The sequence below is a fragment of the Bacillus sp. 2CMS4F genome (genome assembly GCF_023161785.1).
GTDB classification, from domain to species: Bacteria; Bacillota; Bacilli; order Bacillales; family Bacillaceae; genus Bacillus; species Bacillus halotolerans.
In genome coordinates this window covers 566063-591274 of record NZ_JALNTO010000001.1, presented here as the reverse complement: position 1 = coordinate 591274, position 25212 = coordinate 566063, and the positions used below count along the sequence as shown (strand labels likewise).

Annotated in this window: 27 protein-coding genes and 1 pseudogene; 16 read left to right on the top strand and 12 right to left on the bottom strand. The window is 42.0% G+C overall.

Annotated features, from left to right (window positions below; genetic code table 11):
- Positions 1 to 15 precede the first annotated feature (15 nt).
- Both rnjA and rnpZA read right to left on the bottom strand, forming a co-directional pair.
- Positions 16 to 1683 carry a ribonuclease J1 gene (gene rnjA / locus MTN95_RS02675; protein ID WP_010334096.1) on the bottom strand — a complete coding sequence of 556 codons (1668 nt, stop codon included), beginning with the start codon at positions 1681 to 1683 and terminating at the stop codon, positions 16 to 18.
- A gap of 5 nt (positions 1684 to 1688) precedes the next feature.
- Complete coding sequence (gene rnpZA, locus MTN95_RS02670; RefSeq protein WP_010334097.1) at positions 1689 to 1898, bottom strand: RNA polymerase subunit omega 1; 210 nt, start codon at positions 1896 to 1898, stop codon at positions 1689 to 1691.
- Positions 1899 to 2279: 381 nt separating this feature from the next.
- On the opposite strand from rnpZA, the gene MTN95_RS02665 reads away from it, so the two are divergent.
- On the top strand, positions 2280 to 3053 hold the full coding sequence (locus tag MTN95_RS02665; protein ID WP_248336842.1) for a Cof-type HAD-IIB family hydrolase: 774 nt from the start codon (positions 2280 to 2282) through the stop codon (positions 3051 to 3053).
- 41 nt (positions 3054 to 3094) lie between these two features.
- Here MTN95_RS02665 and def read toward each other — a convergent pair whose 3' ends face one another.
- Together def and MTN95_RS02655 are read right to left on the bottom strand one after the other, a co-directional pair.
- Positions 3095 to 3649 carry a peptide deformylase gene (def, locus tag MTN95_RS02660; RefSeq protein WP_202852486.1) on the bottom strand — a complete coding sequence of 185 codons (555 nt, stop codon included), beginning with the start codon at positions 3647 to 3649 and terminating at the stop codon, positions 3095 to 3097.
- Positions 3650 to 3758: 109 nt separating this feature from the next.
- On the bottom strand, positions 3759 to 3914 hold the full coding sequence (locus MTN95_RS02655; protein ID WP_024121259.1) for a YjcZ family sporulation protein: 156 nt from the start codon (positions 3912 to 3914) through the stop codon (positions 3759 to 3761).
- Between the two features lie 217 nt (positions 3915 to 4131).
- Between MTN95_RS02655 and MTN95_RS02650 the strand changes: the two genes are divergently transcribed.
- The 5 genes from MTN95_RS02650 to lpdA all read left to right on the top strand — a co-directional run bounded on the left by MTN95_RS02650 (position 4132) and on the right by lpdA (position 10168).
- Positions 4132 to 4803 (top strand): YkyA family protein, encoded by a 672-nt coding sequence (locus tag MTN95_RS02650; protein WP_248336840.1) that lies wholly within the window; start codon positions 4132 to 4134, stop codon positions 4801 to 4803.
- 408 nt (positions 4804 to 5211) lie between these two features.
- Positions 5212 to 6327: a pyruvate dehydrogenase (acetyl-transferring) E1 component subunit alpha gene (gene pdhA, locus MTN95_RS02645; protein WP_024121261.1), complete on the top strand. Its 1116-nt coding sequence runs from the start codon at positions 5212 to 5214 to the stop codon at positions 6325 to 6327.
- A 3-nt stretch (positions 6328 to 6330) separates the two neighbouring features.
- Complete coding sequence (gene pdhB, locus MTN95_RS02640) at positions 6331 to 7308, top strand: pyruvate dehydrogenase complex E1 component subunit beta (protein ID WP_014113660.1); 978 nt, start codon at positions 6331 to 6333, stop codon at positions 7306 to 7308.
- A gap of 114 nt (positions 7309 to 7422) precedes the next feature.
- Positions 7423 to 8751, top strand: coding sequence for a pyruvate dehydrogenase complex dihydrolipoyllysine-residue acetyltransferase (pdhC, locus tag MTN95_RS02635; protein ID WP_024121262.1), 1329 nt, complete (start codon positions 7423 to 7425; stop codon positions 8749 to 8751).
- Positions 8752 to 8755: 4 nt separating this feature from the next.
- Positions 8756 to 10168 (top strand): dihydrolipoyl dehydrogenase, encoded by a 1413-nt coding sequence (lpdA, locus tag MTN95_RS02630; protein WP_105954163.1) that lies wholly within the window; start codon positions 8756 to 8758, stop codon positions 10166 to 10168.
- Positions 10169 to 10213: 45 nt separating this feature from the next.
- On the opposite strand, the gene slp is transcribed toward lpdA, so the two are convergent.
- On the bottom strand, positions 10214 to 10588 hold the full coding sequence (gene slp, locus MTN95_RS02625; protein ID WP_024121264.1) for a peptidoglycan-associated lipoprotein Slp: 375 nt from the start codon (positions 10586 to 10588) through the stop codon (positions 10214 to 10216).
- Between the two features lie 432 nt (positions 10589 to 11020).
- On the opposite strand from slp, the gene MTN95_RS02620 reads away from it, so the two are divergent.
- Positions 11021 to 11140, top strand: coding sequence for a GapA-binding peptide SR1P (locus MTN95_RS02620; RefSeq protein WP_010334106.1), 120 nt, complete (start codon positions 11021 to 11023; stop codon positions 11138 to 11140).
- Positions 11141 to 11176: 36 nt separating this feature from the next.
- Here MTN95_RS02620 and speA read toward each other — a convergent pair whose 3' ends face one another.
- A complete protein-coding gene (gene speA, locus MTN95_RS02615) occupies positions 11177 to 12649 on the bottom strand; it encodes an arginine decarboxylase (RefSeq protein WP_105954164.1) in 1473 nt (490 codons plus the stop codon).
- Between the two features lie 185 nt (positions 12650 to 12834).
- Here speA and MTN95_RS02610 point away from each other — a divergent pair, with 185 nt between their 5' ends.
- Entirely contained in the window at positions 12835 to 13101 is a 267-nt protein-coding gene (locus MTN95_RS02610; RefSeq protein WP_024121266.1) for a UPF0223 family protein, read from the top strand.
- A 35-nt stretch (positions 13102 to 13136) separates the two neighbouring features.
- Here MTN95_RS02610 and MTN95_RS02605 read toward each other — a convergent pair whose 3' ends face one another.
- Complete coding sequence (locus MTN95_RS02605; RefSeq protein ID WP_105992126.1) at positions 13137 to 13775, bottom strand: YktB family protein; 639 nt, start codon at positions 13773 to 13775, stop codon at positions 13137 to 13139.
- Positions 13776 to 14013: 238 nt separating this feature from the next.
- Between MTN95_RS02605 and MTN95_RS02600 the strand changes: the two genes are divergently transcribed.
- From MTN95_RS02600 to MTN95_RS02590, 3 genes are all read left to right on the top strand, one after another.
- Positions 14014 to 14202 carry a hypothetical protein gene (locus MTN95_RS02600; RefSeq protein ID WP_010334110.1) on the top strand — a complete coding sequence of 63 codons (189 nt, stop codon included), beginning with the start codon at positions 14014 to 14016 and terminating at the stop codon, positions 14200 to 14202.
- Between the two features lie 137 nt (positions 14203 to 14339).
- Entirely contained in the window at positions 14340 to 15137 is a 798-nt protein-coding gene (suhB, locus tag MTN95_RS02595) for an inositol-1-monophosphatase (RefSeq protein ID WP_105954165.1), read from the top strand.
- Between the two features lie 25 nt (positions 15138 to 15162).
- The gene (locus MTN95_RS02590) at positions 15163 to 15579 is read left to right on the top strand and encodes a GNAT family N-acetyltransferase (RefSeq protein ID WP_248336926.1); all 417 of its coding nucleotides are present in this window, start codon (positions 15163 to 15165) and stop codon (positions 15577 to 15579) included.
- A 99-nt stretch (positions 15580 to 15678) separates the two neighbouring features.
- Here MTN95_RS02590 and MTN95_RS02585 read toward each other — a convergent pair whose 3' ends face one another.
- The 3 genes and pseudogenes from MTN95_RS02585 to MTN95_RS02580 form a co-directional block, all read right to left on the bottom strand.
- Entirely contained in the window at positions 15679 to 16593 is a 915-nt protein-coding gene (locus MTN95_RS02585) for a class I SAM-dependent methyltransferase (protein WP_248336838.1), read from the bottom strand.
- Positions 16594 to 16970: 377 nt separating this feature from the next.
- Positions 16971 to 17231: pseudogene (locus MTN95_RS21625) on the bottom strand (Rrf2 family transcriptional regulator); the annotation flags it as partial.
- A gap of 23 nt (positions 17232 to 17254) precedes the next feature.
- Positions 17255 to 18820: a M4 family metallopeptidase gene (locus MTN95_RS02580; RefSeq protein ID WP_248336836.1), complete on the bottom strand. Its 1566-nt coding sequence runs from the start codon at positions 18818 to 18820 to the stop codon at positions 17255 to 17257.
- Between the two features lie 289 nt (positions 18821 to 19109).
- Here MTN95_RS02580 and MTN95_RS02575 point away from each other — a divergent pair, with 289 nt between their 5' ends.
- From MTN95_RS02575 to MTN95_RS02560, 4 genes are read left to right on the top strand one after another with little or no spacing between them, the layout of a single operon-like run.
- The gene (locus MTN95_RS02575) at positions 19110 to 21050 is read left to right on the top strand and encodes a hypothetical protein (protein WP_248336834.1); all 1941 of its coding nucleotides are present in this window, start codon (positions 19110 to 19112) and stop codon (positions 21048 to 21050) included.
- Entirely contained in the window at positions 21040 to 21300 is a 261-nt protein-coding gene (locus MTN95_RS02570) for a hypothetical protein (protein ID WP_248336832.1), read from the top strand. Before MTN95_RS02575 ends, MTN95_RS02570 begins: the two co-directional genes overlap by 11 nt.
- Complete coding sequence (locus MTN95_RS02565) at positions 21300 to 21821, top strand: sigma-70 family RNA polymerase sigma factor (RefSeq protein WP_248336924.1); 522 nt, start codon at positions 21300 to 21302, stop codon at positions 21819 to 21821. The genes MTN95_RS02570 and MTN95_RS02565 overlap by 1 nt, the downstream gene beginning before the upstream one ends.
- On the top strand, positions 21818 to 22111 hold the full coding sequence (locus MTN95_RS02560) for an anti-sigma factor family protein (RefSeq protein ID WP_044156016.1): 294 nt from the start codon (positions 21818 to 21820) through the stop codon (positions 22109 to 22111). The genes MTN95_RS02565 and MTN95_RS02560 overlap by 4 nt, the downstream gene beginning before the upstream one ends.
- Before the next feature lie 44 nt (positions 22112 to 22155).
- On the opposite strand, the gene MTN95_RS02555 is transcribed toward MTN95_RS02560, so the two are convergent.
- Together MTN95_RS02555 and MTN95_RS02550 are read right to left on the bottom strand one after the other, a co-directional pair.
- The gene (locus MTN95_RS02555; RefSeq protein WP_193660477.1) at positions 22156 to 22761 is read right to left on the bottom strand and encodes a hypothetical protein; all 606 of its coding nucleotides are present in this window, start codon (positions 22759 to 22761) and stop codon (positions 22156 to 22158) included.
- A gap of 272 nt (positions 22762 to 23033) precedes the next feature.
- A complete protein-coding gene (locus MTN95_RS02550; protein ID WP_010334117.1) occupies positions 23034 to 23222 on the bottom strand; it encodes a YlaF family protein in 189 nt (62 codons plus the stop codon).
- A 111-nt stretch (positions 23223 to 23333) separates the two neighbouring features.
- On the opposite strand from MTN95_RS02550, the gene typA reads away from it, so the two are divergent.
- Positions 23334 to 25172: a translational GTPase TypA gene (gene typA / locus MTN95_RS02545; protein WP_010334118.1), complete on the top strand. Its 1839-nt coding sequence runs from the start codon at positions 23334 to 23336 to the stop codon at positions 25170 to 25172.
- The last annotated feature ends 40 nt before the right edge of the window (positions 25173 to 25212 follow it).

Below are 25212 nucleotides of genomic sequence, written 5' to 3'. Positions count from 1 at the left end.
TGAGTGCATCTTTTTTTAAACCTCCATAATGATCGGGAGGATCATTGGGCGGCGTTTCGTTTTTTCATATAAGAACGGAGCAAGCGTGTCCGTGATCTCATTTTTGATTTCTGACCATTGAGTGGTTTTTCGTTCCATGACTTTTTGCAAGTGGTTTGAAATGAGCTCCTGGGCGTCATTGATCAAATCACCTGATTCTCTCATGTAAACAAACCCTCTGGAAATCAAGTCAGGGCCCGCTGAAATCTTAAAGTCATCCATATCTATGCTGACAACGACGATCACAAGACCTTCTTCAGAAAGAATTCTGCGGTCGCGAAGCACGATATTTCCAATATCACCGATACCGCTACCGTCGATGTATACTGAACCGGATGGGATTTTACCGGCAACTGAAGCTTCATCGCCTTTAAGCGCCAATACTTCACCGTTATCCATGATAAAGCAGTTTTCTTCAGGGATGCCGCAATCTGTCGCAAGCTTGACATGCATCTTTTGCATTCTGTACTCACCGTGAATCGGCATGAAGAATTTAGGCTTGATTAAACGAAGCATCAGCTTTTGTTCTTCCTGTCCGCCGTGACCGGATGTATGGATATCATTAAGAGGTCCGTGAATAACCTCGGCCCCCGCGCGATACAGCTGGTTAATTGTGCGGCTCACGCTGATTGTGTTGCCCGGGATAGGGGATGAAGAAAATACGACTGTATCTCCAGGATTGATTGAAATCTGCCGGTGTGTGCCGTTTGCAATTCTGGATAAAGCCGCCATCGGTTCCCCTTGGCTTCCTGTACACAGGATTGTTACTTTATTGGCAGGAATGCGATTGATTTCGTTATGTTCAATAAACGTATTTTTAGGACAGTTAATATAGCCGAGAGTTTGTCCGATTTCGATAGCCGATTCCATACTGCGTCCAAATACGGCAACTTTTCTTCCATTTAATACAGCAGCCTCAATTACCTGCTGCAAGCGGTGAATATTCGACGCAAATGTAGCGAAGATAACTCGGCCGTCCACCTTGCGGAAAATGTCATGAATGCTTTCTCCGACACGGCGTTCAGACATAGTGAACTCCGGGTTTTCACTGTTTGTGCTGTCTGAAAGGAGGCACAGAACGCCTTCTTTGCCGATTTCGGCCATTTTCGTTAAGTTTGCCGGCTCGCCGACTGGAGTAAAGTCGAATTTGAAATCTCCAGTATGTACGATGTTTCCGGGCGGCGTTTTTACAACAATACCGTAGGAATCCGGAATACTGTGTGTTGTTCTAAAGAATGACACAGCCGTTTTGCGAAATTTTACGATATCATCCTCACCGATGATGTTAAGCTTAGTCTGTCTTAATAATCCGTGCTCTTCAAGTTTATTCCGAAGTAAGCCGATCGCGAGTTTACCGCCGTAAACGGGAATATTGACTTGTCTAAGCAGGTACGGGATGCCGCCGATATGGTCTTCGTGCCCGTGAGTGATAAAAAGCCCTTTAATTTTATCTTCGTTTTTAACTAAATACGTGTAATCGGGAATGACGTAATCAATACCGAGCAGTTCGTCCTCGGGAAACTTGATCCCCGCATCAATCAGCACAATTTCATCCTGAAACTGCACCGCATACGTATTTTTACCGATTTCACCCAGTCCTCCGAGGGCGAAAACAGCAGTCTGATCGTTTTTTACAAATTTCATACCGCTCATAACTCCAATACTTTAAAATTTTCACTCTGTTGCTCATATTCTAAAAAAGCACCGTCAACAGGTGTGATAAATTCAATATTAAATTTCTTGTCTTTCAGTTTCGTTCTGACGTCACGCTCTGATACGCCTTCAATATAAAGTGAATCTGTTTTTTCCCGAACAGGTACTTCCTCAGCTTTTTTTTGATAAAATACCTTATAAATCATCCAAATCTCTCCTTAAATGCCGTATGTTAGACTCGCTTATTCTATTATATTCGAAAACGGAATATAAGGAAAGTCTTGAGCAAAATAAGGACCTTTCAAAAAGTGACAGATCCCTTATCAGGCAATGGCTCTCCTGCGGAGCATTCCGTTCCATTGTCTTCTGAGTTTCTTTTTTAATTTCCGAAGCATAACGCGGTCCCTCCTTCGATTGATACTTGTCCAAGGCTGTTTTATACAAATAGTATACGGAGTTTAGCACGGACTTTTCGTGGATATTAATGGAATTTTATTTTGTTTTTGAGGGAAATGGTTTGCTGAACTGAAATCTTTTTGTATGATGAGTGTGGGAATTGCAGATTTAGACGATAAAGGGGAATAACGATGGACACAAAATTAATTTTTTTCGATATTGACGGCACGATATATGATCACGACAAAAAGATACCGGAAAGCACAAGAAAAACGGTAGCGGAGCTTCAGAGGCAGGGACACCATGTGTTTATCGCCAGCGGGCGGTCCCCGTTTCTGGTGAAGCCGATTTTAGAGGAGTTAGGCATTCACTCATTTATTTCCTACAACGGTCAGTATGTCGTCTTTGAAAATGAAGTGATTTATAAGAATCCGCTGCCTGAAGAGGCAATCAGAAGATTGTTAAAGCAGGCAGGAGAAGGAAGCCACCCGGTTGTGTTTATGGCTGAAGATACAATGAAAGCAACTGTTGCTGACCATCCTCATGTCTTGGAGGGAATCGGTAGCCTGAAAACCGACTATCCTGAAACCGATGACCTCTTTTATGAAGGAAAAGAAATTTTTCAGCTTCTGTTGTTTTGCCAGGATGAAGAAGAAAAAATTTATGGGGCTTTTCCAGAATTCGATCTTGTGCGCTGGCATGAGCTTTCGACTGATGTGCTGCCGCGCGGCGGATCAAAGGCGAAGGGGATTAAAAAAGTAATCGAGCGCCTTCCGTTTGATATCAGCGATACATATGCCTTCGGTGACGGATTAAATGATCTGCAAATGATTCAGTTTGTCGGAACAGGCGTTGCCATGGGGAATGCCGTTCCTGAATTAAAAGAAGTTGCGGATTTTGTAACAAAGCCTGTAGACGAGGATGGAATTGCTTATGCTGTCAAAGAATTAGGCCTGCTAAAATAAAAAAGCGGCTGGCACTTATAGTGTCAGCCGCATATTTTCTTTTAGCGGTCAATCGCCATCGCATTTTCAGGTTCTTTAAATGGATTTTCTTTATCGATATGATCATAAAACATAACGCCATTTAAATGGTCGATTTCATGCTGAAATACAATCGCCGGAAATCCTTTTAAACGAATGTCTATTTGTTCTCCCTCCAGTGTTGTTCCTTTCACTCTGATACGAGCGTAGCGCGGAACATAGCCGGGAATTGCCTCATCAACTGACAGGCAGCCTTCACCGCTTGTTAAATAGCTTCTTTCAACGGAATGGCTGACGATCTTCGGGTTAAACAATGCATAGCTGTATAACTTCCCGGAAGCATCTTCTGCATGGACTGCGATCATCCGTTTATTAATATTAATTTGAGGTGCCGCAAGTCCTACGCCGGGGCGCAGATTGTATTTTTCAGCTAATTCCGGATTTTGGCTGTTTTTTACGAATTCAATCATACCTGCCAGCTGCTGTTTTTCTTCTTCTGTGGCAGGCAGCCCGACAGGCTCTGCTGTCTCTCTTAAGGCAGGGTGGCCGTCGCGCACGATGTTTTCCATAGTAATCAAGAAACTTCACTCCTAAAGCTTAATATGTAAATTATATCGGATTTCTTCGTAAAGGTGCAACGAAACGAATGACCAGCCGTAAATGGCTGGTCAGTGTTTTACTGTGTAATTAGCAACAGCCTCCGCCTAAATAAGCAGCTCCAACAATGATTAACAGAATGAATAAAACAACGATTAACGCAAATGTGCGGCCATATCCTGCTCCGCCATATCCGTAACCATAACTGCAGCAGCCTCCGCCGTAACCATATCCATAACCGTACATGAACATAACCTCCTCTTTTAATTACGCAGAGCCTTGTAGTAGGCATAGCGTCTACAATAACCTATGTAAAAACAAAAAAGTTGTATGGTCATCTGTCCTGATTTTTGACGATTTAGATTTGATTTTTTGCTCAGCAAGCCATGCGATAACCATCTGGCTATTGTCAAATATCTCTATGGATTCTATAGTAGAAATTGTCAAGATTGGGGGATTTAACGTGAAAGACGGAATAAAACGGCGCCACGGTGTGAAAATCGGAGCCTTTTGCGCTGTGACTTTACTATTAACAGGGTGCGTGGGACAGGATCCGCTGGATTCACTTCATGACTCATTAGAAAAAGTCGCTGATCTAGAAAAACCGTTTCAAGAAGAACAGAAAACGCTCGAGGAATTAGAGAAAAAAGAACATACTCTCTACAATGATGTCATCAAGCTCAATATGGATGATTATAAAAAAATCGTTTCATTATCAGACGAAGCGCTAGAGAATGTAAATAAACGCGAAGAACATCTGAAGCTTGAAAATGAGAGCATCGAAAAATCCGAATCAGAATTTGAGGAAGCTAAAAAATCCGCAGAAAATGTTAAGGATAAACACATCAAGGCAAAAGCCGAGACTGCGGCAGATCATATGAAAAAAAGATATGCTGCATACAGCTCTATGTCTGAAGAATATGAAAAAGCCATTAAACTTGATAAAAAACTGTATAAGCTGCTGAAAGACAAAGACTTGACGCTGGATAAGCTTGATCAGCAGATTGAAAAAGCGAATGCATCTTATAAAAAAGTCCTTAAACAAAGCGGAGAATTTGATGTGCAAACGGAGAAATATAATAAAGCCCGCGAAGATTTATATGACGCCGCAGGCTATCATATAAAAAAGAGCTGACTATGATCAGCTCTTTTTTTAAATTCTATTCAAAATTTAAATTTCTATTGTAGTACAGTGTGATAGGTTATACTAGTACAGTTTGAGGTACAGGCTGCATCTGTTTTTTTATAGAAAATGTAAAGCGAATACATTTATTGAAAATCAGCGATGAAAACGATTGACGGTTCTTCTTTATATGGTGTAAACTAATCCATGTTAAGCGGTGTTGTATTAGTTTTTTACAACTTCGAAATAATACAGTTCAAAGCAGAGTGTAACTATCCTACATAAATGGTTTCGGCAAACTGGGGATCGGCTAAAATATATACGACTTACTGCTGATACTTTAGGGTACCCTAAGTTTGTATGTATAAAAGGAATGCACGTCTAATGACTGTTTAAAAGAAAGGAAGAGGTGACTTTAGTATGGCTGCAAAAACGAAAAAAGTAATCGTTGATAGTAAGAAGCAATTTGATGCCATTAAAAAGCAGTTCGAAACGTTCCAAATTTTAAATGAAAAGGGAGAAGTCGTGAATGAAGCGGCGATGCCTGATTTAACTGATGATCAATTGAAAGAGCTTATGCGCCGCATGGTATTTACACGTGTGCTTGATCAGCGCTCTATCTCATTAAACCGTCAAGGACGTCTCGGATTCTACGCTCCTACTGCGGGCCAAGAAGCTTCTCAGATTGCTACACATTTCGCGCTTGAAAAAGAAGACTTCGTTCTTCCGGGATACCGTGATGTGCCTCAGTTAATCTGGCACGGCCTTCCATTATATCAAGCGTTCCTGTTCTCTCGCGGACATTTCCGAGGAAACCAAATGCCTGATGATGTGAATGCCCTTTCTCCACAAATCATTATCGGTGCTCAATACATTCAAACGGCCGGTGTTGCGCTAGGTCTTAAAAAACGCGGTAAGAAAGCTGTCGCAATCACTTACACTGGTGACGGCGGAGCTTCACAAGGGGACTTCTACGAAGGAATTAACTTTGCCGGCGCTTATAAAGCACCTGCGATCTTCGTTGTACAAAACAACCGTTACGCGATTTCAACTCCAGTTGAAAAACAATCTGCAGCAGGCACAATTGCACAAAAAGCAGTAGCTGCCGGTATTGTGGGTGTACAAGTAGACGGAATGGATCCGCTTGCTGTATACGCTGCAACTGCTGAAGCACGCGAACGGGCGATTAACGGCGAAGGCCCGACACTGATTGAAACACTGACATTCCGTTATGGCCCGCACACAATGGCTGGTGACGATCCGACTAAATATCGCACAAAAGAAATCGAAAACGAGTGGGAGCAAAAAGATCCGCTTGTACGCTTCCGTGCGTTCCTTGAAAACAAAGGCTTATGGTCTGAAGAAGAAGAAACAAAAGTAATCGAGGATGCAAAAGAAGAAATTAAGCAGGCGATCAAAAAAGCGGATGCTGAGCCTAAGCAAAAAGTAACTGATTTAATGAAAATCATGTTCGAAAAAATGCCTCATAACCTTGAGGAGCAATTTGAAATTTATACACAGAAGGAGTCGAAGTAAGCCATGGCGCAAATGACAATGATTCAAGCAATCACGGATGCGTTACGCACAGAACTGAAAAATGACGAAAATGTCTTAGTTTTCGGAGAAGACGTTGGTGTTAACGGCGGCGTATTCCGTGCGACAGAAGGATTGCAAAAAGAATTCGGTGAAGACCGTGTGTTTGACACGCCACTTGCTGAATCTGGTATCGGCGGTCTTGCCCTTGGTTTAGGCTTAAACGGCTTCCGTCCGGTAATGGAAATTCAATTCTTTGGATTTGTTTACGAAGTAATGGATTCAGTTTCTGGCCAAATGGCTCGTATGCGTTACCGTTCTGGCGGACGCTGGACTTCACCTGTAACCATTCGTTCTCCGTTCGGCGGCGGTGTTCATACTCCTGAGCTTCACGCTGACAGCTTAGAAGGTCTTGTTGCACAACAGCCTGGTATCAAAGTTGTTATTCCATCAACTCCTTACGATGCCAAAGGACTTTTGATTTCTGCGATCAGAGACAACGATCCTGTTGTTTTCTTAGAGCACATGAAGCTTTACCGTTCTTTCCGTCAGGAAGTTCCTGAAGAAGAATACACAATTGAGCTTGGCAAAGCTGACGTAAAACGTGAAGGTACTGACCTTTCAATCATCACTTACGGCGCAATGGTTCATGAATCATTAAAAGCTGCCGAGGAGCTTGAAAAAGACGGCATTTCTGCTGAAGTTGTCGACCTTCGCACTGTAAGCCCGCTTGACATTGATACAATCATCGCATCTGTAGAAAAAACAGGACGCGCGATTGTTGTTCAAGAGGCACAAAAACAAGCCGGTATTGCTGCAAACGTAGTAGCAGAGATTAATGACCGTGCGATCTTGAGCTTGGAAGCACCTGTACTTCGCGTGGCTGCGCCTGATACAGTATTTCCTTTCTCTCAAGCGGAGAGTGTATGGCTTCCAAACCATAAAGATGTTCTTGAAACAGCAAGAAAAGTACTTGAATTTTAATCAAACTGCATAATCGAGAGGGAAGATGAACGTTTTCCCTCTATTATATATCTGTTTTCAATGCTTACGATGTAAACTTTAAAATTGCTTAATCAAACTAGGAGGTCGAGAACTGTGGCATTTGAATTTAAACTTCCAGATATCGGGGAAGGTATCCACGAAGGCGAAATCGTAAAATGGTTTGTCAAGCCTAACGATGAGGTTGACGAAGATGATGTACTGGCGGAAGTCCAAAATGATAAAGCAGTAGTAGAAATTCCTTCACCTGTTAAAGGAAAAGTATTAGAATTAAAAGTTGAAGAGGGAACGGTTGCAACTGTTGGACAAACGATCATTACGTTTGATGCACCTGGTTACGAAGACCTTCAATTTAAAGGCAGCGATGAGTCTGGCGACGCAAAAACTGAAGCACAAGTTCAGTCTACTGGTGAAGCTGGACAAGATGTTGCGAAAGAAGAGCGTGCTGAAGAGCCTGCTAAAGAAACTGGCGCAGGACAGCAGGATCAAGCTGAAGTTGACCCGAACAAACGCGTGATCGCTATGCCTTCTGTACGTAAATACGCTCGTGAAAAAGGCGTAGATATCCGTAAAGTAACAGGTTCAGGCAACAACGGACGTGTTGTGAAAGAAGATATCGACAGCTTTGTAAACGGAGGAGCGCAAGAAGCTGCGCCGCAAGAAACGGCTGCACCTCAAGAAACAGCTGCTAAACCGGCTGCTGCACCGGCTCCAGAGGGTGAATTCCCAGAAACTCGCGAAAAAATGAGCGGTATCCGTAAAGCAATTGCAAAAGCGATGGTTAACTCTAAACATACTGCTCCTCACGTAACACTAATGGACGAAGTGGACGTAACAAACCTTGTTGCACATCGTAAACAGTTCAAACAGGTTGCTGCTGATCAAGGCATCAAGCTGACATACTTGCCTTACGTTGTAAAAGCTCTTACATCTGCACTGAAAAAATTCCCTGTTTTAAACACGTCAATTGACGATAAAACAGATGAAGTAATCCAAAAACATTACTTCAACATCGGTATTGCTGCTGACACTGAAAAAGGCTTGCTTGTGCCAGTTGTAAAAAATGCAGACCGTAAAGCGATCTTTGAAATTTCTGATGAGATCAACAGCCTTGCAACAAAAGCTCGTGAAGGCAAGCTTGCTCCGGCTGAAATGAAAGGCGCATCTTGCACAATTACAAACATCGGTTCAGCCGGCGGACAATGGTTCACTCCGGTTATCAACCATCCAGAAGTTGCGATTCTTGGTATCGGACGCATTGCAGAAAAAGCGATTGTTCGTGATGGCGAAATCGTAGCAGCTCCAGTCTTAGCTCTTTCTCTCAGCTTCGACCACCGTATGATCGACGGAGCGACTGCGCAAAATGCACTAAATCACATCAAGCGTTTACTGAACGATCCACAATTAATTTTAATGGAGGCGTAATGTTATGGTAGTAGGAGATTTCCCTATTGAAACAGATACTCTTGTAATTGGTGCGGGACCTGGCGGCTATGTAGCTGCCATCCGCGCTGCACAGCTTGGACAAAAAGTAACAGTCGTTGAAAAAGCAACTCTTGGAGGCGTTTGTCTAAACGTTGGATGTATCCCTTCAAAAGCGCTGATCAATGCTGGCCACCGTTATGAGAATGCTAAGCATTCTGATGACATGGGAATCACTGCTGAGAACGTAACAGTTGATTTCACAAAAGTTCAAGAGTGGAAAACTTCTGTTGTTAACAAGCTTACTGGCGGTGTAGCAGGTCTTCTTAAAGGCAACAAAGTAGATGTAGTAAAAGGCGAAGCTTACTTTGTAGACAGCAATTCAGTTCGTGTAATGGATGAGAATTCTGCTCAAACATACACGTTCAAAAACGCAATCATTGCGACTGGTTCTCGTCCTATCGAATTGCCAAACTTCAAATATACTGAGCGTGTCCTAAATTCAACAGGTGCTTTGGCTCTTAAAGAAATTCCTAAAAAGCTTGTTGTTATCGGCGGCGGATACATCGGAACTGAGCTTGGAACTGCGTATGCAAACTTCGGCACTGAGCTTGTTATTCTTGAAGGCGGAGATGAAATTCTTCCAGGCTTCGAAAAACAAATGAGTTCCCTTGTAACTCGCAGACTGAAGAAAAAAGGCAACGTTGAAATCCATACAAACGCGATGGCTAAAGGCGTTGAAGAAAAAGCTGACGGCGTAACAGTCACTTTCGAAGTAAAAGGTGAAGAAAAAACCGTTGATGCTGATTACGTACTGATTACTGTCGGACGCCGTCCAAATACTGATGAACTTGGTCTTGAGCAAGTCGGTATTGAAATGACTGACCGCGGTGTTATCAAAACTGACAAACAGTGCCGCACGAACGTATCTAACATCTATGCAATCGGTGATATCATTGAAGGACCGCCGCTTGCTCACAAAGCATCTTACGAAGGTAAGATTGCTGCAGAAGCGATCGCTGGAGAGCCTGCAGAAATCGATTACCTTGGTATTCCTGCGGTTGTCTTCTCTGAGCCTGAGCTTGCATCAGTCGGTTACACTGAAGCACAAGCGAAAGAAGAAGGCCTTGACATTGTTGCTGCTAAATTCCCATTTGCAGCAAACGGCCGCGCGCTTTCACTTAACGAAACAGACGGCTTCATGAAGCTGATCACTCGTAAAGAGGACGGCCTTGTAATCGGTGCGCAAATCGCCGGCGCAAGCGCTTCTGACATGATTTCTGAATTAAGTTTAGCTATTGAAGGCGGCATGACTGCTGAAGATATCGCTATGACAATTCATGCGCATCCAACATTGGGTGAAATCACAATGGAAGCTGCTGAAGTGGCAATCGGAAGCCCGATTCACATCGTAAAATAATAGAGATGACATAAAAAACAGCCCCGTAAGCGGGGGCTGTTTTATTTATTTAGACAGTACATGCTGTAATGGTTTAATGATGTCTTCTTTCTTTTTCACACATCCCTCTATTTTCACAACGACATGCCGCTGATCAACTACCATGAGAGTAGGGACGGTTTCGATTTCATCTTCCCAGCCTTTTCTGTTATCGTATACCTTCATTTTATCTATTTGGTCAGGATAATCCTTTTCTAAATCAAGCAGAGCATCATAATATGACGCTTCTTGATCAATTTGATTTTCATCAGAAAAAAATAGGATTTGAGTATGATGAATGCTGTCAATTCGGCTTTTTTTTATTGGATTGATTGTGGAAAGGGTGCAGCCCGATAAAGCAAATACTATCATCAGTATGGGAAATACCGCGCGATATCGCATCTATCTTCTCCTCTGTATAAACCATAGTAAACTAGTTTTAGTTTATCACGAGTAACCGCGTCATCTGCTTCTTGTTACCTAATTGTTATATAATTGAAACCGTTTTTAAAGAGAGATAACATCTCTTTAAAACCCAATACTCTGAACGCACACATTATTCATCGCGAATCATTTGCAATTTCGTTACACTATTCAAAAAAAGTTCGCGAAAACATGAAATCACAATGTCTTTTCAGCATAAGTATCGAATGAAAGCGTTTGTTAAGAAGATGATAATGCATGTAACCGAAAAGAAAAAACATGTTACATTAAAAGTTTTCGAAATAAATGTGTTATACAATTTGTTGTTGACATTTTAAATGTGACATATTAATATAATACCAACAAAAGAAATTAAGCGTTTTCAAAATTAAAAGAAATGGGGAATGAGAGATGGGTACGATTGTTTGCCAAGATTGTAACGAAGCCATTCATTACTTCGAGGATGAGAAGGTTACAACGTTATACGGAACATGCTGCGGACAATGTCAGTGTCCTCTTGATGAAGAGTAAGAAAAAGCATGCGGCTTAGCCGCATGCTTTTTGTATTTATTGAATAGCTTTTTGCTCTTTTATGACTCGAATCATGCTCAAAGTAGAATCCTCCGGTCCTTGAACTGGAAGTCCGGCATCAATGTTTTTGAAGATGTAGCTGATGTTTTCTTCTGTAATAATCTCGCCCGGGATAAAGATAGGAATTCCAGGAGGATACACCATCACAAATTCAGCGATAATCCGTCCTGCTGCTTCTTTTAATGGAACAATTTCTGTATTTGCATAGAATGCGTCACGCGGCGTCATCGCCAGTAACGGGATTTCTGGAAGCAGTACCTTTGTCTGTTTATGCGTAACATCATTTGCTGACATTTGACGCGCTATCTCTTGTAGAGCTTCCACAAGGCGATCTGCATCGTTCTGGCTGTCACCAGGTGTGAAGATACACAAAATGTTGTACAGATCTGAAAGCTCTACTTCGATATTAAAGGATTCCCGCAGCCACTTCTCGACATCATGTCCTGTGAGCCCGAGGTTTTTAACTGAAATAATTAATTTTGTCGGATCATAATTGTAAGCCGCTTTAGAACCGAGAATTTCAGAACCGACACAGTAAATGCCGTCAATTTGGTTCAGACGTTCTCTCGTCTGATTAGCAAGCTTCAACGTTTCTTCAGCAAGCTGATAGCCTTCTGTCGCAAGCCGTTTTCTGGCCACGTCCAAAGAGGCTAGAAGCAAATAAGAAGTAGACGTGGTTGTCAGCATGCTGAGTATCGATTGCACTCTGTCTTTAGAAACAAGGCCTTCTTTCATGTTTAGAATAGAGCTTTGTGTCAGTGATCCGCCTAGCTTATGCACACTTGTCGCAGCCATGTCTGCACCTGCCTGCATCGCTGAAAGCGGAAATTGGTCGTGAAAATGAATATGAACGCCGTGTGCTTCATCGACCAGAACCGGCACATCAAAGGAGTGGGCTAGTTCTACGATGCTTTTTAAATCAGCAGCTACTCCGAAATATGTCGGGTTGATCACAAGAAGCCCTTTGGCATCAGGATGTTCATGCAGCGCCCGTTTAGCGGATTCAAGTGTAATGCCGTGAGAGATGCCCAGTTCATTGTCAATTTCAGGATGAATAAAGATTGGGACAGCTCCGGAAAATACAATAGCTGACATAATGGATTTGTGCACATTTCTTGGAATGATGATTTTATCTCCAGGTCCGCAGACAGCCATCACCATTGTCATGATTGCGCCGCTTGTTCCCTGAACAGAAAAAAAGGTGTGATCCGCGCCGAAAGCTTCGGCCGCCAAATCCTGCGCTTCTTTAATAATGCCTTTAGGCGCATGCAGGTCATCTAATGGTTCAATATTAATCAAATCTATACTTAACGCGTTTTCACCGATAAATTGTCTGAACTCTGGATCCATTCCTGCCCCTTTTTTATGGCCGGGAATGTGGAATTGAACAGGCTGTCTGCTTGCGTGCTTTTTCAGGCCTGTGAATAAGGGTGTTTCATGTTGCGACAATTGTTTTCCCACCTTTGTAGTAATACCTATGCATATTAGTGTGTATTAAAATCAGTTTCTCAACCGTTTTTTAGACGTAAAACAAATGAATTATATTATGAACTTGAAAGAATGTAAAGAACAATTTATGATCAAATGAAGATGCTTTTTGTAAAAGGAAAGCGAATCTATAAGGAGTGAAGAAAATGGAATACCAATATCCGATGAATGAAGATTGGACAACCGAAGAAGCAGTGGATGTGATTGCATTTTTCCAGCAGGTTGAGCTGGCTTATGAAAAGGGAGCAGACCGTGAAGAGCTGCTAAAGACGTATCGGCGATTCAAAGAAATTGTGCCGGGAAAAGCTGAAGAAAAAAAGCTGTGCGGCGAGTTTGAGGAACAAAGTACATACTCTCCTTATCGTACGGTCAAGCAGGCGAAGGAATCTGACCAGGCAAAGATTAAGATGTAAAAGGAAAAGAGCCGGATGAGGTCCCGGCTCTTTTTTTATGCTTGTGATACTTTTTGGGTTAAGCGGTACAGAAATGCAAGCTGCTGGAAGGCATCATCGATTCGCTGAAGGAATTCTTGGTTATTCATATTCAGCACCTCTTCTTTTTGAAGCTGAATGCCGCATAACAGCTCGGCTTTCTTTATTGTCTGCAACCGTTCGAACATTGTCTTGAGCTGTTCCTTGCCCATTTCTGACTGCTTATGGACCCCTGGTTTTGTGTGATCCGCAGACCAAACAAAGCTGTCTGGAATGTGATTTGTAACGCTGTCTTGATTCGCTTCAAGCAATTTGCCGTATTCTTCTTTTATAGGGGACTCATAAATGATCGCGAACCATACAAAAACATGGCTCTCCCACAAGCCGATTTGAAAATGCGGCAGTTTTTTATAGCCTCTTTTGCTGTTTGCGAATGCCACCCAGCTGTCTGCAGGAGGGTTGACTGATCTCCTTGCATGCTTGGCCACATGGGGAAACATTTCATCTCCGGTTAAAGCGGATAATGTCGGGGCAAAGTGCTCGCCTAAAGCAGTCAGCTTCGGACGAACCCGTTCTTTTAACACCTCCATGCGCGCGTCTAAGCCGTCTATTGTAAATGTGTTAAAGTCTTCTTCAGTAAAACGCATTTGTGTCATGATTTTCCTCCTTCATGCTAAGTATACATATTTTATCACAGTTAGAACGCGCAGCAAAAAGATGAGCACGCGTTTGAAGAGAGGGGGAATGTGGTAATAAACGAATAGGTAAACACACAATTTTCAGAATCATGTTACAGGTAAATAGAAGAATCATAGGATATAAGAAGTATCATTGTTGAATGGCAAAATGGGATGCTTTTTTAAAACAAATGATCTCTGGAAGGGGCGAAAGACAATGAGGCAAGTTGTGAAAGAGGGATTTAGGGAAGAGAAAAACAACCGTGTAGCTGTCTGGAGACTAGAGGTTGATTATGAATTGGCAACCCTTTATGAGGCAATGCAAAAGGAAAATGACGAACAAATTGAGCTAAGCAAAAACAAACTTGAACGTCTCAGAAAAGAATGGATTCGCCTCAACGGGTAAAAAGCTATAGTGAAAACGAACCGCGTGAATGGTTCGTTTTTACGTGAGAAGGCATATTTTTCATTTTCCTTGCTTTTTCACCGCCGTTATCAGTATCCTATAAAATAAAGGTCTACATAGAAAAGAGGTACGCATGAATGACAAATTGGACGGAAATTGATGAGACTGCAAAGAAATGGATAAAAGAAGCAGGCGCAAGAATTAAACGGTCGATGCACGAAAGCCTGACAATTGAAACAAAATCAAATCCGAATGATTTAGTCACCAATATTGACAAGGAAACGGAAAAGTTTTTTATTGACCGCATCCAAGAAACCTTTCCGGGGCATCGCATACTCGGAGAAGAAGGACAAGGAGACAAACTTCACTCATTGGAAGGTGTCGTCTGGATTATCGATCCGATTGACGGCACGATGAATTTTGTGCACCAGCAAAGAAATTTTGCAATCTCAATCGGTATTTTTGAAAATGGAATTGGCAAAATCGGTTTAATTTACGATGTGGTGCATGATGAACTGTATCACGCGTTTAGCGGTAAAGGTGCTTATATGAATGAAACGAAGCTGTCTCCTTTAAAGGAAACCGTTATTGAAGAAGCGATTCTAGCCATTAATGCGACATGGGTGACGGAAAACAGAAGAATTGACCCGGGTGTGCTGGCACCGCTTGTGAAAAGGGTGAGAGGAACACGCTCCTATGGATCTGCCGCTCTAGAACTGGCAAACGTCGCTGCGGGAAGAATTGACGCTTACATTACGATGCGGCTTGCTCCTTGGGATTACGCAGCCGGCTGTGTGCTGTTAAACGAAGTAGGGGGCATTTATACAACGACTGAAGGCGAACCGTTCACCTTTTTAGAAAATCACTGTGTGCTGGCCGGAAACCCATCTATACATAAAACAATATTTGAAGAGTATCTTCATGCTGGAAAGTAGGCCATTTGAGCAGGACGACCTCTGCTTGTTGGAGATGCTCGCGGAGGCTCATCCTGTATGGAAAGAGGAGGAGTTTGGGGAGAAAGATGCAGAAAGCTATATGATCTCCTACTCGATGTATAACGGATCATGGCTTGTTTGGGAAAAAAACGGTCTGCCTGTTGCCATCAGTTATCATCTTGAATGGGCTCCTTCCAACGGAAAGCCATGGCTGGGAACAGTGCTGGTTGATCCTGTTGAAGAAAGAAAGGGACATGCCAGGAAGATCATTGAACAGATCGGCCAATCACTTCAAGACAAACATAGAGCACTATTTACAGCGGTTCCGATTGACCGGAATGAATGGATCCTGTTTTTGAGCCAATGCGGCTTTGAACAGCTCAAGACGGAGAAAGATGAGGGTGACAAGCTGTACATAATCATGGTAAAGCCTTTAGTTTAAGCTGCCGTATACATGACGGCAGCTTATTTTCATGTGCAAAAAAACCTCCCAATCCTTCACCGTCGATTGAGAGGCGAGCCTGGTGAAGAACCAGGGGGGTTATTTTTTTACGGCATGTATATAATGAATGGTTTCAAACGCTGACAAATAATCCGTTCGTTTCTTGAAGAAAAGGTCATTGATTTCGGCTGGTGATACATGTTCATAGATGAGTAAACCAGCTGAATCTAATGCTTTTTCGATTTCAAGATAAGTAAAACACGATTTCATCGGTTCACCGCTTGCTGAAGCCATTTTCACCATATGTTCAACTCTATTAGACTTTCCTTTTGTTTCAAAGAGCGTTTCGTCTGCGTAATCAAAAACGATAGAGCTTCCGGAGGGGACATGGGCAAATAATTGGTTAAGCAGGCTTTTATTCTCTTCTTTCGTCAAATAATAAGAAACGCCTAAAAGGCTGAAGAACGTTTTTTGGTTATCAAAGCCTTCATTTAAGAGAGGCTGATATGAAAACGTTTTGGTAAAGTCCATAGGAACCAAATGAAGATTCGCTGGAATAGTAAGCCTTGCATCATCCAGTCTTTTCTTTTTCAATTGCTGTGTAGCCGGGTAATCAATTTCAAATATGTCTAAGCTGTCTTCCAGCTCTGGATGCCGGAAGCAGAATGTATCTAACCCGGCGCCAAGAATGACATACTGTTTTGCTCCCAGCACCACTTCGTTGCGAAATACTTTCTCACAATATGCTGCTCGAGCTAAGGGCGTAGGGGAAAGCTGGACTTGTGTAATCCACTTTAGTATCTCTTCTGGGTCATCTTGAAACTTTCGGGCAATATCTTTATTGAAAAACTGTATGCCTTGTATCATATTTTGACTAATATCAGAAAACTCTTTTTCAGAAATAAGGTCTTTGGCGAGATAATCGTCAAAAATTTCAGGTGTATCATATTGACTGTGATAGGCTCGGCTAAATGCTGATATCAAAGCTGTTAAACTGGACTCATTTTCCCTCATATCATGTCCTCCTGATAAACAAAAATAAGATTCCCCTGGCCAGGAGAATCTTATTATACACACAAAAATATTAATAGTAAATTATAGCATAAATAAAAATTTTTGTCAATGTATTTGAGGCTGGAAGAGTAAGATTCTTCTATTCAATTTTTGGCTGTTTAAATGAGAATGAAAGAATGTTTTTACAATACGAAGTGTTTGGTCTTGGGTAAACCGATATGTCCGGCACCTTTTACTTTATACATAATTCACCATGACCTGCTTTTGTAAGTGCTCTGTATAAATCAGCGCTTTGCTTATACAGAACAACGTCATTCTGATCACCGTACATTATGAGAAGCGGAGTCGCCTCGCGATGAACATAAGCGGCTTGTGCCTAGCTCTAGAACCTGAAGTATATTTGTTCCGGTCCAGCAGTCGGGATGAGAGTTTTCATGAGTGTGGAAAAGCTCACCTTCTTCAACAATCTCTTTTGACATCAATGAAGCCCGATTTTTTTAACAATCGGCTGATTTGGCGGATAATGACCGAGTTTGTATTTACACTGTCTGCGATTTGTTCAGAGGCAAGGTGGTCATATGTACGGCTATCGTGAAACAGCTGCTGATTTTTAAACAAACTTGAAAAAAGCCTGAGATATCTCAGGCTTTTCATTTAGACATTACAAACCGACGGCTTTCCAGGCTGCTTCAACTTTTGCGGCATCAGTTGAGCCATAAAGGTCACGGGCAGACTGAATGAGGGCGGCCTTCGCATCTTTGAAAGTGGAATAAGGCGTAAGGTACGTTGTTAACGCACGGTAATAAATCTGCTGTGATTTAGATATGCCTAGGCTTGTAATAGTATTGTAAGCGGCTTTGTTTGGAATTCCGCTGTTTATGTGTACACCGCCGTAATCGCCTTCATCTGTATTCGGAAGGTTTTGATAGTTGGCGTAATTGTCAGGCTGGTCATATTTTGTCGGATTGGATAAGCTGCGGAGAGCCGGCTGGCTGACCGTAATGTCTTCACCGATATCCCAGTCTTCTGTATCAGTGAAATAACCGAATACATCAGAGAACGACTCGTTTAATGCCCCAGGCTGATTTTCATAGACAAGGTTGGCTGTTTCTTGAGTGACACCGTGTGTCATTTCATGCGCCGTCACATCCAATGAGCCGGAAAGCGGGGAGAAGAAGGATCCGTCTCCATCACCGTAAATCATTTGATCCCCTGTCCAAGCGGCGTTATTATAACGGCTGCCGTAGTGAACAGAAGAAACGATTTTACTGCCTTTGTTGTCATAGCTATTTCGTTTAAATGTCGAGTAAAAATAATCGTACACTTTACCCAGGTTATAGTGGGCATCTACAGCTGCGCGCTGTGATGAAGTTGTGAATTTATTTGTTGTGCTTGAGACAAGTGTTCCCGGAAGGCGGCTTTGTCTGTTTTGTAAATCATATGTGATAATTTGAGTGCCGGTTGGTTTTGACAGATCTCTTAAAACATATTTGCCGCTTTCATAAGAAATATTCAGAGGAACTGTTGCGCCTTTTAGTGTTGTCCCTGATCCTGTTGCGGCTGCATGCTCTACTTTATTTTGCTGTTTTAAAATGCTGCCTGATTCGGCATCCACTAAGACTTCCCAGTTAGCAGGTTCAGGTTCGATATAGCGAATCGTGACATCGTAAGCCAGACGATAGCCGCCGTCCTCTGTTTCTACCGCTTTTAACTCTGCTTTATCGCTGTTTTTTGCGCTTCCGTTAGAAACGGCGTCAGGTGATTTGCCAATGGCTTTAAAAGCGAGTGCCAGTGCTTTGTCAGAGGATACCTTTTGGCTGTTTTCTGTTTTTGAAGCAGACTGATTGTGCAATTCTCCATTAATCGCATAGACATTGTCAGATTTATCGACGTGAACGATCACTTGCGAATCTTTAATAGGCACTCCGTTAATGACAGGCACGTATCGAAAGTGCTTGTACCCAAGAGCGTCAGTTGTGCTTTCCACAAGTTTCAGTCTTTTGGCGGGATCGCCTTTAAACACTTTGCTGTTCTTTTTCAAAAACTGTTTGACAGCTTTGTCATTTGGAGCAGAGAGCTCTGTTTGTGCAATGGCGCTTTTAGGGAGAAAGTTTGTTTGATTCTCCTTAAGCTGGTCATTCTCAGCAGCCTGAACACCCGGAAGGCCGATTGATAAACTCATAAACGAAGCAGCGACAACGACGGACAATTTCTTACCTAAACCCACAATAAATCCCCCTTTTTGAAAATACTGAAAAATCTTTATATCGTTATATTAAACGAGCAATCTGGTATTCTCAACAAAAACTAACATAACTAGACAAAATTGATAGAATTGTCCTGTGTTTATTTTTGTTGAATAATATCAAGATGAGTCAAGTGTCATGTGATGGATGAATTGCAAGAGTTATGTCGTCTTTATATCGAAGGGGGAGATGAGAAATTTTTGGTTTTTATTGAAACTTTTTAACAAGCGGCTTGTCTAACCGGATGAGGCCTTAATAAGAAGTAAAGGATTGTTGTTCGTGTTTGATTTATTCAGTCATTATGTATTGCATTTTGAACGTTATTTTATTTTGAGCAGGCAAAGCACTTTGCTGATTCAATGGTCAATTGTTGCCCTTGCAGCACTGTATATATTGGCATATCACCCGAAAATCAATCGGCGCCATACATTGTTTTTTGCTGGAGTATTATTACGGGTTATTTTGCTGGCGGGCGTGTCTGTTGAACTTGTTCATCAGGTGCAGGTAACGAACTTTACCAGCGCTTATTTAAGGGATGAGGGGAACGAACTGCTGCCGCTGCTGCATTTTTTCTTATACGGGTATGTGCTGCTGACGGCTTTTCATTATATGTTAATGCTTCGTGATCATGGCGGAAAAGGGATGTTTTTTACGTTTGATCTGGCTGTTGTCAGCTTGCCGATTGTGCAGATGGTATTCAGTCTCTTTTCGTATTGGAAGCAATATCCTGATGAGATCGAGCCGATTGTATACGGTTCTCTTTTTTTAATGATCATTCTTCCTATTGTATTGAATGTGCTTTTTTTCAAACTGTATTGGAGAACAAATAAGATTTTACTAGGTTTATATTATTCGCTGATTGTCGGACTCCTTGTACTGCTGCTTGTGCCATATTCCGAGCACATTTCAATTGACTATGGTGCTGCAATGCCGTATACGATTTATTTGACAATGGCGGGGTTTTTGATGAGTTATCATCTCTTCCAAAAGTCAGGTAAAGCTTATGTGCGTATTAAGAAGGGGCTGACGATCGCTGTCATTGTGATGTTTATTTTGCTCTTAAATCCGATATATAACTTAGGAACGGTTGCTTTCGCTATATCAAAGCCAGCAAATGTCACCGATACATTCAATTTTGTAGGAGAGCATATTTCATCTGAAAAAGCGGAACAGATTTTAAAGTCATTTTTTCCGACGGATGAGACATTATTTTTACACAACACAAATATGGATGTGCATTATTTCTACTCATTTGAAAGCATGAGTTATGAGGCAGAGGTTGATGAAATATCCCAGATGATACGTAATTATCAGTACTTGAAAAAGGCACATGGGAAAACGCTGGCTGATCAGGAATACGTACGGAAGTCAATCGCTTTTCTTGAGCGACACGGACGAGTGTTAAGTAAGGATCATATCGAAACAAAAGTATCTAAAGAAGACGGTCAGACAGCCGTTCGTATATTCCTCAAAAATCAATTTCATAAAAAAGATAACGATGATGATGGCACAGTATTTTATTGGGAAAAGGAAACCTTAATGGGCTTTAGTGAAGACCCTTCAATTTATCAGCTTGATTCCCTTCGGCATGTTCATATCACAGAACAAGACATACACAACAAAGTGAAGGAAATGTTTACAGCTTTGAAAATACCTCAACAGCCTTATCAAATTACAGATATTGAAAGTAACAGCCTGCTTGGAAGCCTGGTGCGGGTTGAAACAAAAGAAGGAATGGTTTTGTCCTTCGAGGCTGAAACCGGCAGTTTGCAAAGTCTTTCACTTCCAATTAAAAGAAAAAATTCACTGACAAATAGTCAGCTGCAACAGCAGATGTTATCGGTCTTCGAAGCGGATGTATCAGAAATAAAGAAAAAAAGCAGGCAGAGTGATAAGGTGGTGTATTCTGATTCCGCTAAAACATATGAGTTTTTTGAAGATCAAGGGTTGCTAAACGTTTATGTTTACAACGGTACACCCGATAATTCATTCCCGTATACGTATCGTGATGGCAAATTGGCTTATGAAAAAGTAGCTTCTGTATATAAGGATGTCATTTACAAAAAACGCATGCGTCCGATTATCGTTCAAAGAGGGAATGAACGTCATTATGCATGGCTGATCATTATTCAGCCGTTCGGATCAAACCGTCATGATGCTTATGTGGTGGATGGAGAAACTCAAGAGGTGAAAAGTCTTTATGAATCATAGAGAAAAAGAGTCTGTGTTTTTAGATTTATACGACCTATATAAAGAAAGAGAGCTAGAGGATGAATCAATGGAATGGATGAAACAGCATGAGCCGTTATATCAAAAAAATGCGGAAGGCTTAAAAAGTGAAACTTGTTCAAAGAGAACTGAAGATGAGAGCCAAATCAGACATATGAAAGTATATATGTCTTCCATGTATATCTGTTTCATTTTATTGGCCATTTGGATGACGGTGTGGTTTTATTTTTAATGAAACAGAAGGATTCGATTGAGAATTTGTATCGACAGTATTACCACGAGATTTTGAATTATCTATTTCGGAGAACTCATCAACTCGAAACAGCCAAGGATTTAGCTCAGGACACTTTTGTGAAAGCCTTTAACGGGCTTGCTTCGTTTAAAGGGCACTCCTCCATCAGAACGTGGCTGTATACGATTGCACACCATACATTTATTAATTGGTACCGAAGGGAAGTTAAATACCAATTTACTGATATCAGCTTAAATGAAGGACTGAAGCAAACCACTTATGAACAGCCGGAACAGTATCTTTCGCGGACGGTTAAAAGTGATACGTTGCGGCAAGAGCTCCTGCAGCTAAAGGATCAGCACCAATCCGTTTTGATTTTAAGAGAATTTCAAGAGCTTTCTTATGAGGAAATCGCCGAAATCTTAGGCTGGAGCCTTTCGAAAGTGAAAACCACACTTCACCGTGCTAGATTAGAGCTCAAGAAAAACATGACGAAAAGAAGAGGGGAGGAGCGGATATGACCTGCTTTCTAGTAAGAGACCTTCTCCCTCTGTATATTGAAGGTGATTGCAAAAAAGAAACGGAAAACTTCATTGAAAAGCATATGAACACCTGCCGCAGCTGCAGAGAAATGTTTGAACAGATGTCTGAGCCTTTTGAGTTTAAAGATGAACAGCCCCCTCAAGATGCTTTTCTGCCTGAAGAAGAAATCCGTTTTAAACAAAGATACTATGGTTTGCTGATTATTAAAGCAGCCTTCTGGTTTGGCGCTGTGTTTGCTGTGATGCTGATCATCAAACTGCTGATATAAAGGAAAAGCGCTTGCCGGATTTACGGACAAGCGCTTTTATTACATTAAGCTTGCGGATGAAGCATTTGGTAGATGGCTGCAAGCTGTTCTTGAGACAGTGCACCGAAGAGCTTTTCATAAAAATCAGCCTGCTCCGGTGTCGCACCAGCTTCTAAAGCTGCATCTTTATCAAAGCTGTACGCTCCATCTTCTGAAACAATGGATGCCTGCAGAATATGAATTTTAAGGGAAACAGCGGCGAAAAATTGGTCAAGCGCGAGTGCTTCTTTTTCTGTGAAGCCGAGCTCAACAGCTTTTTCTGTATCAAATTTGTAGCTGCCGTCTTCAACATACACACATTGTGAAACAATATCGAAAAATTCAGATGTCGATTCCCACAATTTCGCAATGATTTGAGCCTCTTCTTGTGTCATTCCTAACTCGACAGCTTTTTCACTGTCGAAATAATAAACTCCGTCTTCTTCATATATACATTGATTTAATAAATCGAAAAATGTATTCAGGTCTTCATTTGTGATTGTCTCCTGCAAAGCAGGTGTGCTGTGACTAACTGTTTTTGCGCTTGCGGCATCAGGACCGAAAGTAAGCAGGGTGGCTGAGGTCAGTGCGGCAGTTGTAAGTATGGCTTTTTTTACAAATGGTTTCTTCATGTTTCGTCTCTCCCTTTTGTGAATTGTGGTACAAATCCCATTATAGGGAGAGGCTGGTGTGAGGAAAATAGGCTTTATGGTAGTTTGTGTATATCAATGTCGAACCACTTTCGTTTGGTTAAAAGTGTCATATTTAGAACGATTGTCTATAAATGGATGTTGTTTTGCTTCTTCCCGCCTAGGAAACAGGGGAGATAAGCCTTACGCAACGAAAAAACACCGCATTCATTTGCGGTGTTTTTGATTACAATGTCTTTAGCAAGGATAAGCTTTTAATCGAGCAATCCTTGCTCGCGCATTTTCTTTTTTAACGTAAATCCGCTTCCCATAACGGCGCAAACGAGCACAATGCTGGCGATAATGCCCCACGCGCTTTTTTCGGCGATAAAGACGCCGATCAGCATTATGCTGAAAACCGCTGCAAATGCAAATAATAATAAAAGCCAATTCATTTTTTTCATATTTCCATCCCCTTTTACGTCTTATAATAAGTTTACAGAAAAACGTGACGCTTTTAAAGAGGATGTGTGGTATAATATGAAAGTTATCTAATTTTTTTAGGAGATGAAAAAGTGAAACTTCGAAATGATCTTCGCAACATCGCGATTATTGCCCACGTTGACCATGGGAAAACGACTCTAGTCGATCAGCTTTTACACCAGGCTGGTACATTCCGTGCCAACGAACAAGTTGCTGAACGCGCAATGGACTCAAACGATCTTGAACGCGAACGCGGCATTACAATTTTGGCGAAAAATACTGCGATTAACTATAAAGATACACGCATTAATATTTTGGATACCCCTGGACACGCAGACTTTGGGGGAGAGGTAGAACGGATTATGAAAATGGTTGACGGCGTACTGCTTGTCGTTGACGCATATGAAGGCTGCATGCCTCAAACTCGTTTCGTTCTGAAGAAAGCTCTTGAGCAAAATTTGAACCCGGTTGTTGTTGTGAACAAAATCGACCGTGATTTCGCACGTCCTGAAGAAGTTATCGATGAGGTTCTTGACCTGTTCATCGAGCTTGACGCAAATGAAGAACAGCTCGAATTCCCGGTGGTATATGCTTCCGCGATTAATGGAACAGCGAGCCTTGACCCTAAGCAGCAAGATGAAAACATGGAAGCTTTATATGAAACGATTATTAAGCATGTTCCGGCACCTGTTGAGAATGCAGATGAGCCGCTTCAATTCCAAGTTGCACTTCTTGATTATAACGACTATGTAGGCCGTATCGGAATCGGACGTGTTTTCCGCGGTACGATGAAAGTCGGTCAGCAGGTTTCTCTTATGAAGCTTGACGGTACAGCTAAATCATTCCGTGTGACAAAAATCTTTGGTTTCCAAGGCTTAAAACGGGTGGAAATTGAAGAAGCAAAAGCGGGAGACCTCGTTGCGGTTTCCGGTATGGAAGATATCAACGTCGGTGAAACAGTCTGTCCTGTTGAGCATCAAGAACCGCTTCCGGTGCTTCGCATTGATGAACCGACACTTCAAATGACATTTGTCGTGAATAACAGCCCGTTTGCCGGCCGTGAAGGGAAATATGTAACAGCCCGTAAAATTGAAGAGCGCCTTCAGTCACAGCTGCAGACTGATGTCAGCTTGCGTGTCGAGCCTACAGCTTCTCCAGATGCTTGGGTGGTTTCCGGCCGCGGTGAGCTTCACCTGTCTATTTTAATTGAAAACATGCGCCGTGAAGGCTATGAGCTTCAAGTGTCAAAACCTGAAGTTATCATCAAAGAAATTGACGGTGTACGCTGTGAGCCTGTAGAGCGCGTGCAAATTGATGTTCCGGAAGAGCATACAGGCTCTGTAATGGAATCAATGGGAGCGCGTAAAGGTGAAATGATCGATATGATTAACAACGGTAACGGTCAAGTCCGTTTAATCTTTACAGTGCCTTCCCGCGGATTGATCGGTTACTCAACAGAGTTCCTGTCATTAACACGCGGCTTCGGTATCCTGAACCATACGTTTGACAGTTACCAGCCGATGCAGGCGGGCCAAGTCGGCGGACGCCGTCAAGGTGTGCTTGTGTCAATGGAAAACGGAAAAGCGACATCTTACGGAATTCAAGGGATTGAAGACCGCGGTGTGATCTTTGTTGAACCTGGTACTGAAGTTTATGAAGGAATGATTGTTGGAGAGCATAACCGTGACAACGACCTTGTTGTCAATGTCAGCAAAATGAAACAGCAGACAAACGTCCGCTCTGCAACGAAAGATCAAACAACAACAATTAAAAAAGCGCGCATCATGTCTCTTGAAGAATCTTTAGAGTACTTAAACGAAGATGAATACTGCGAAGTAACGCCTGAATCCATCCGTTTAAGAAAGAAAATCCTTAATAAAAACGAACGTGAAAAAGCGGCTAAAAAGAAAAAAACAGCAGGATTGTCTTAATCCCTTGCAGAATTTGAAAAGATAGAACCCGTACGCTGCA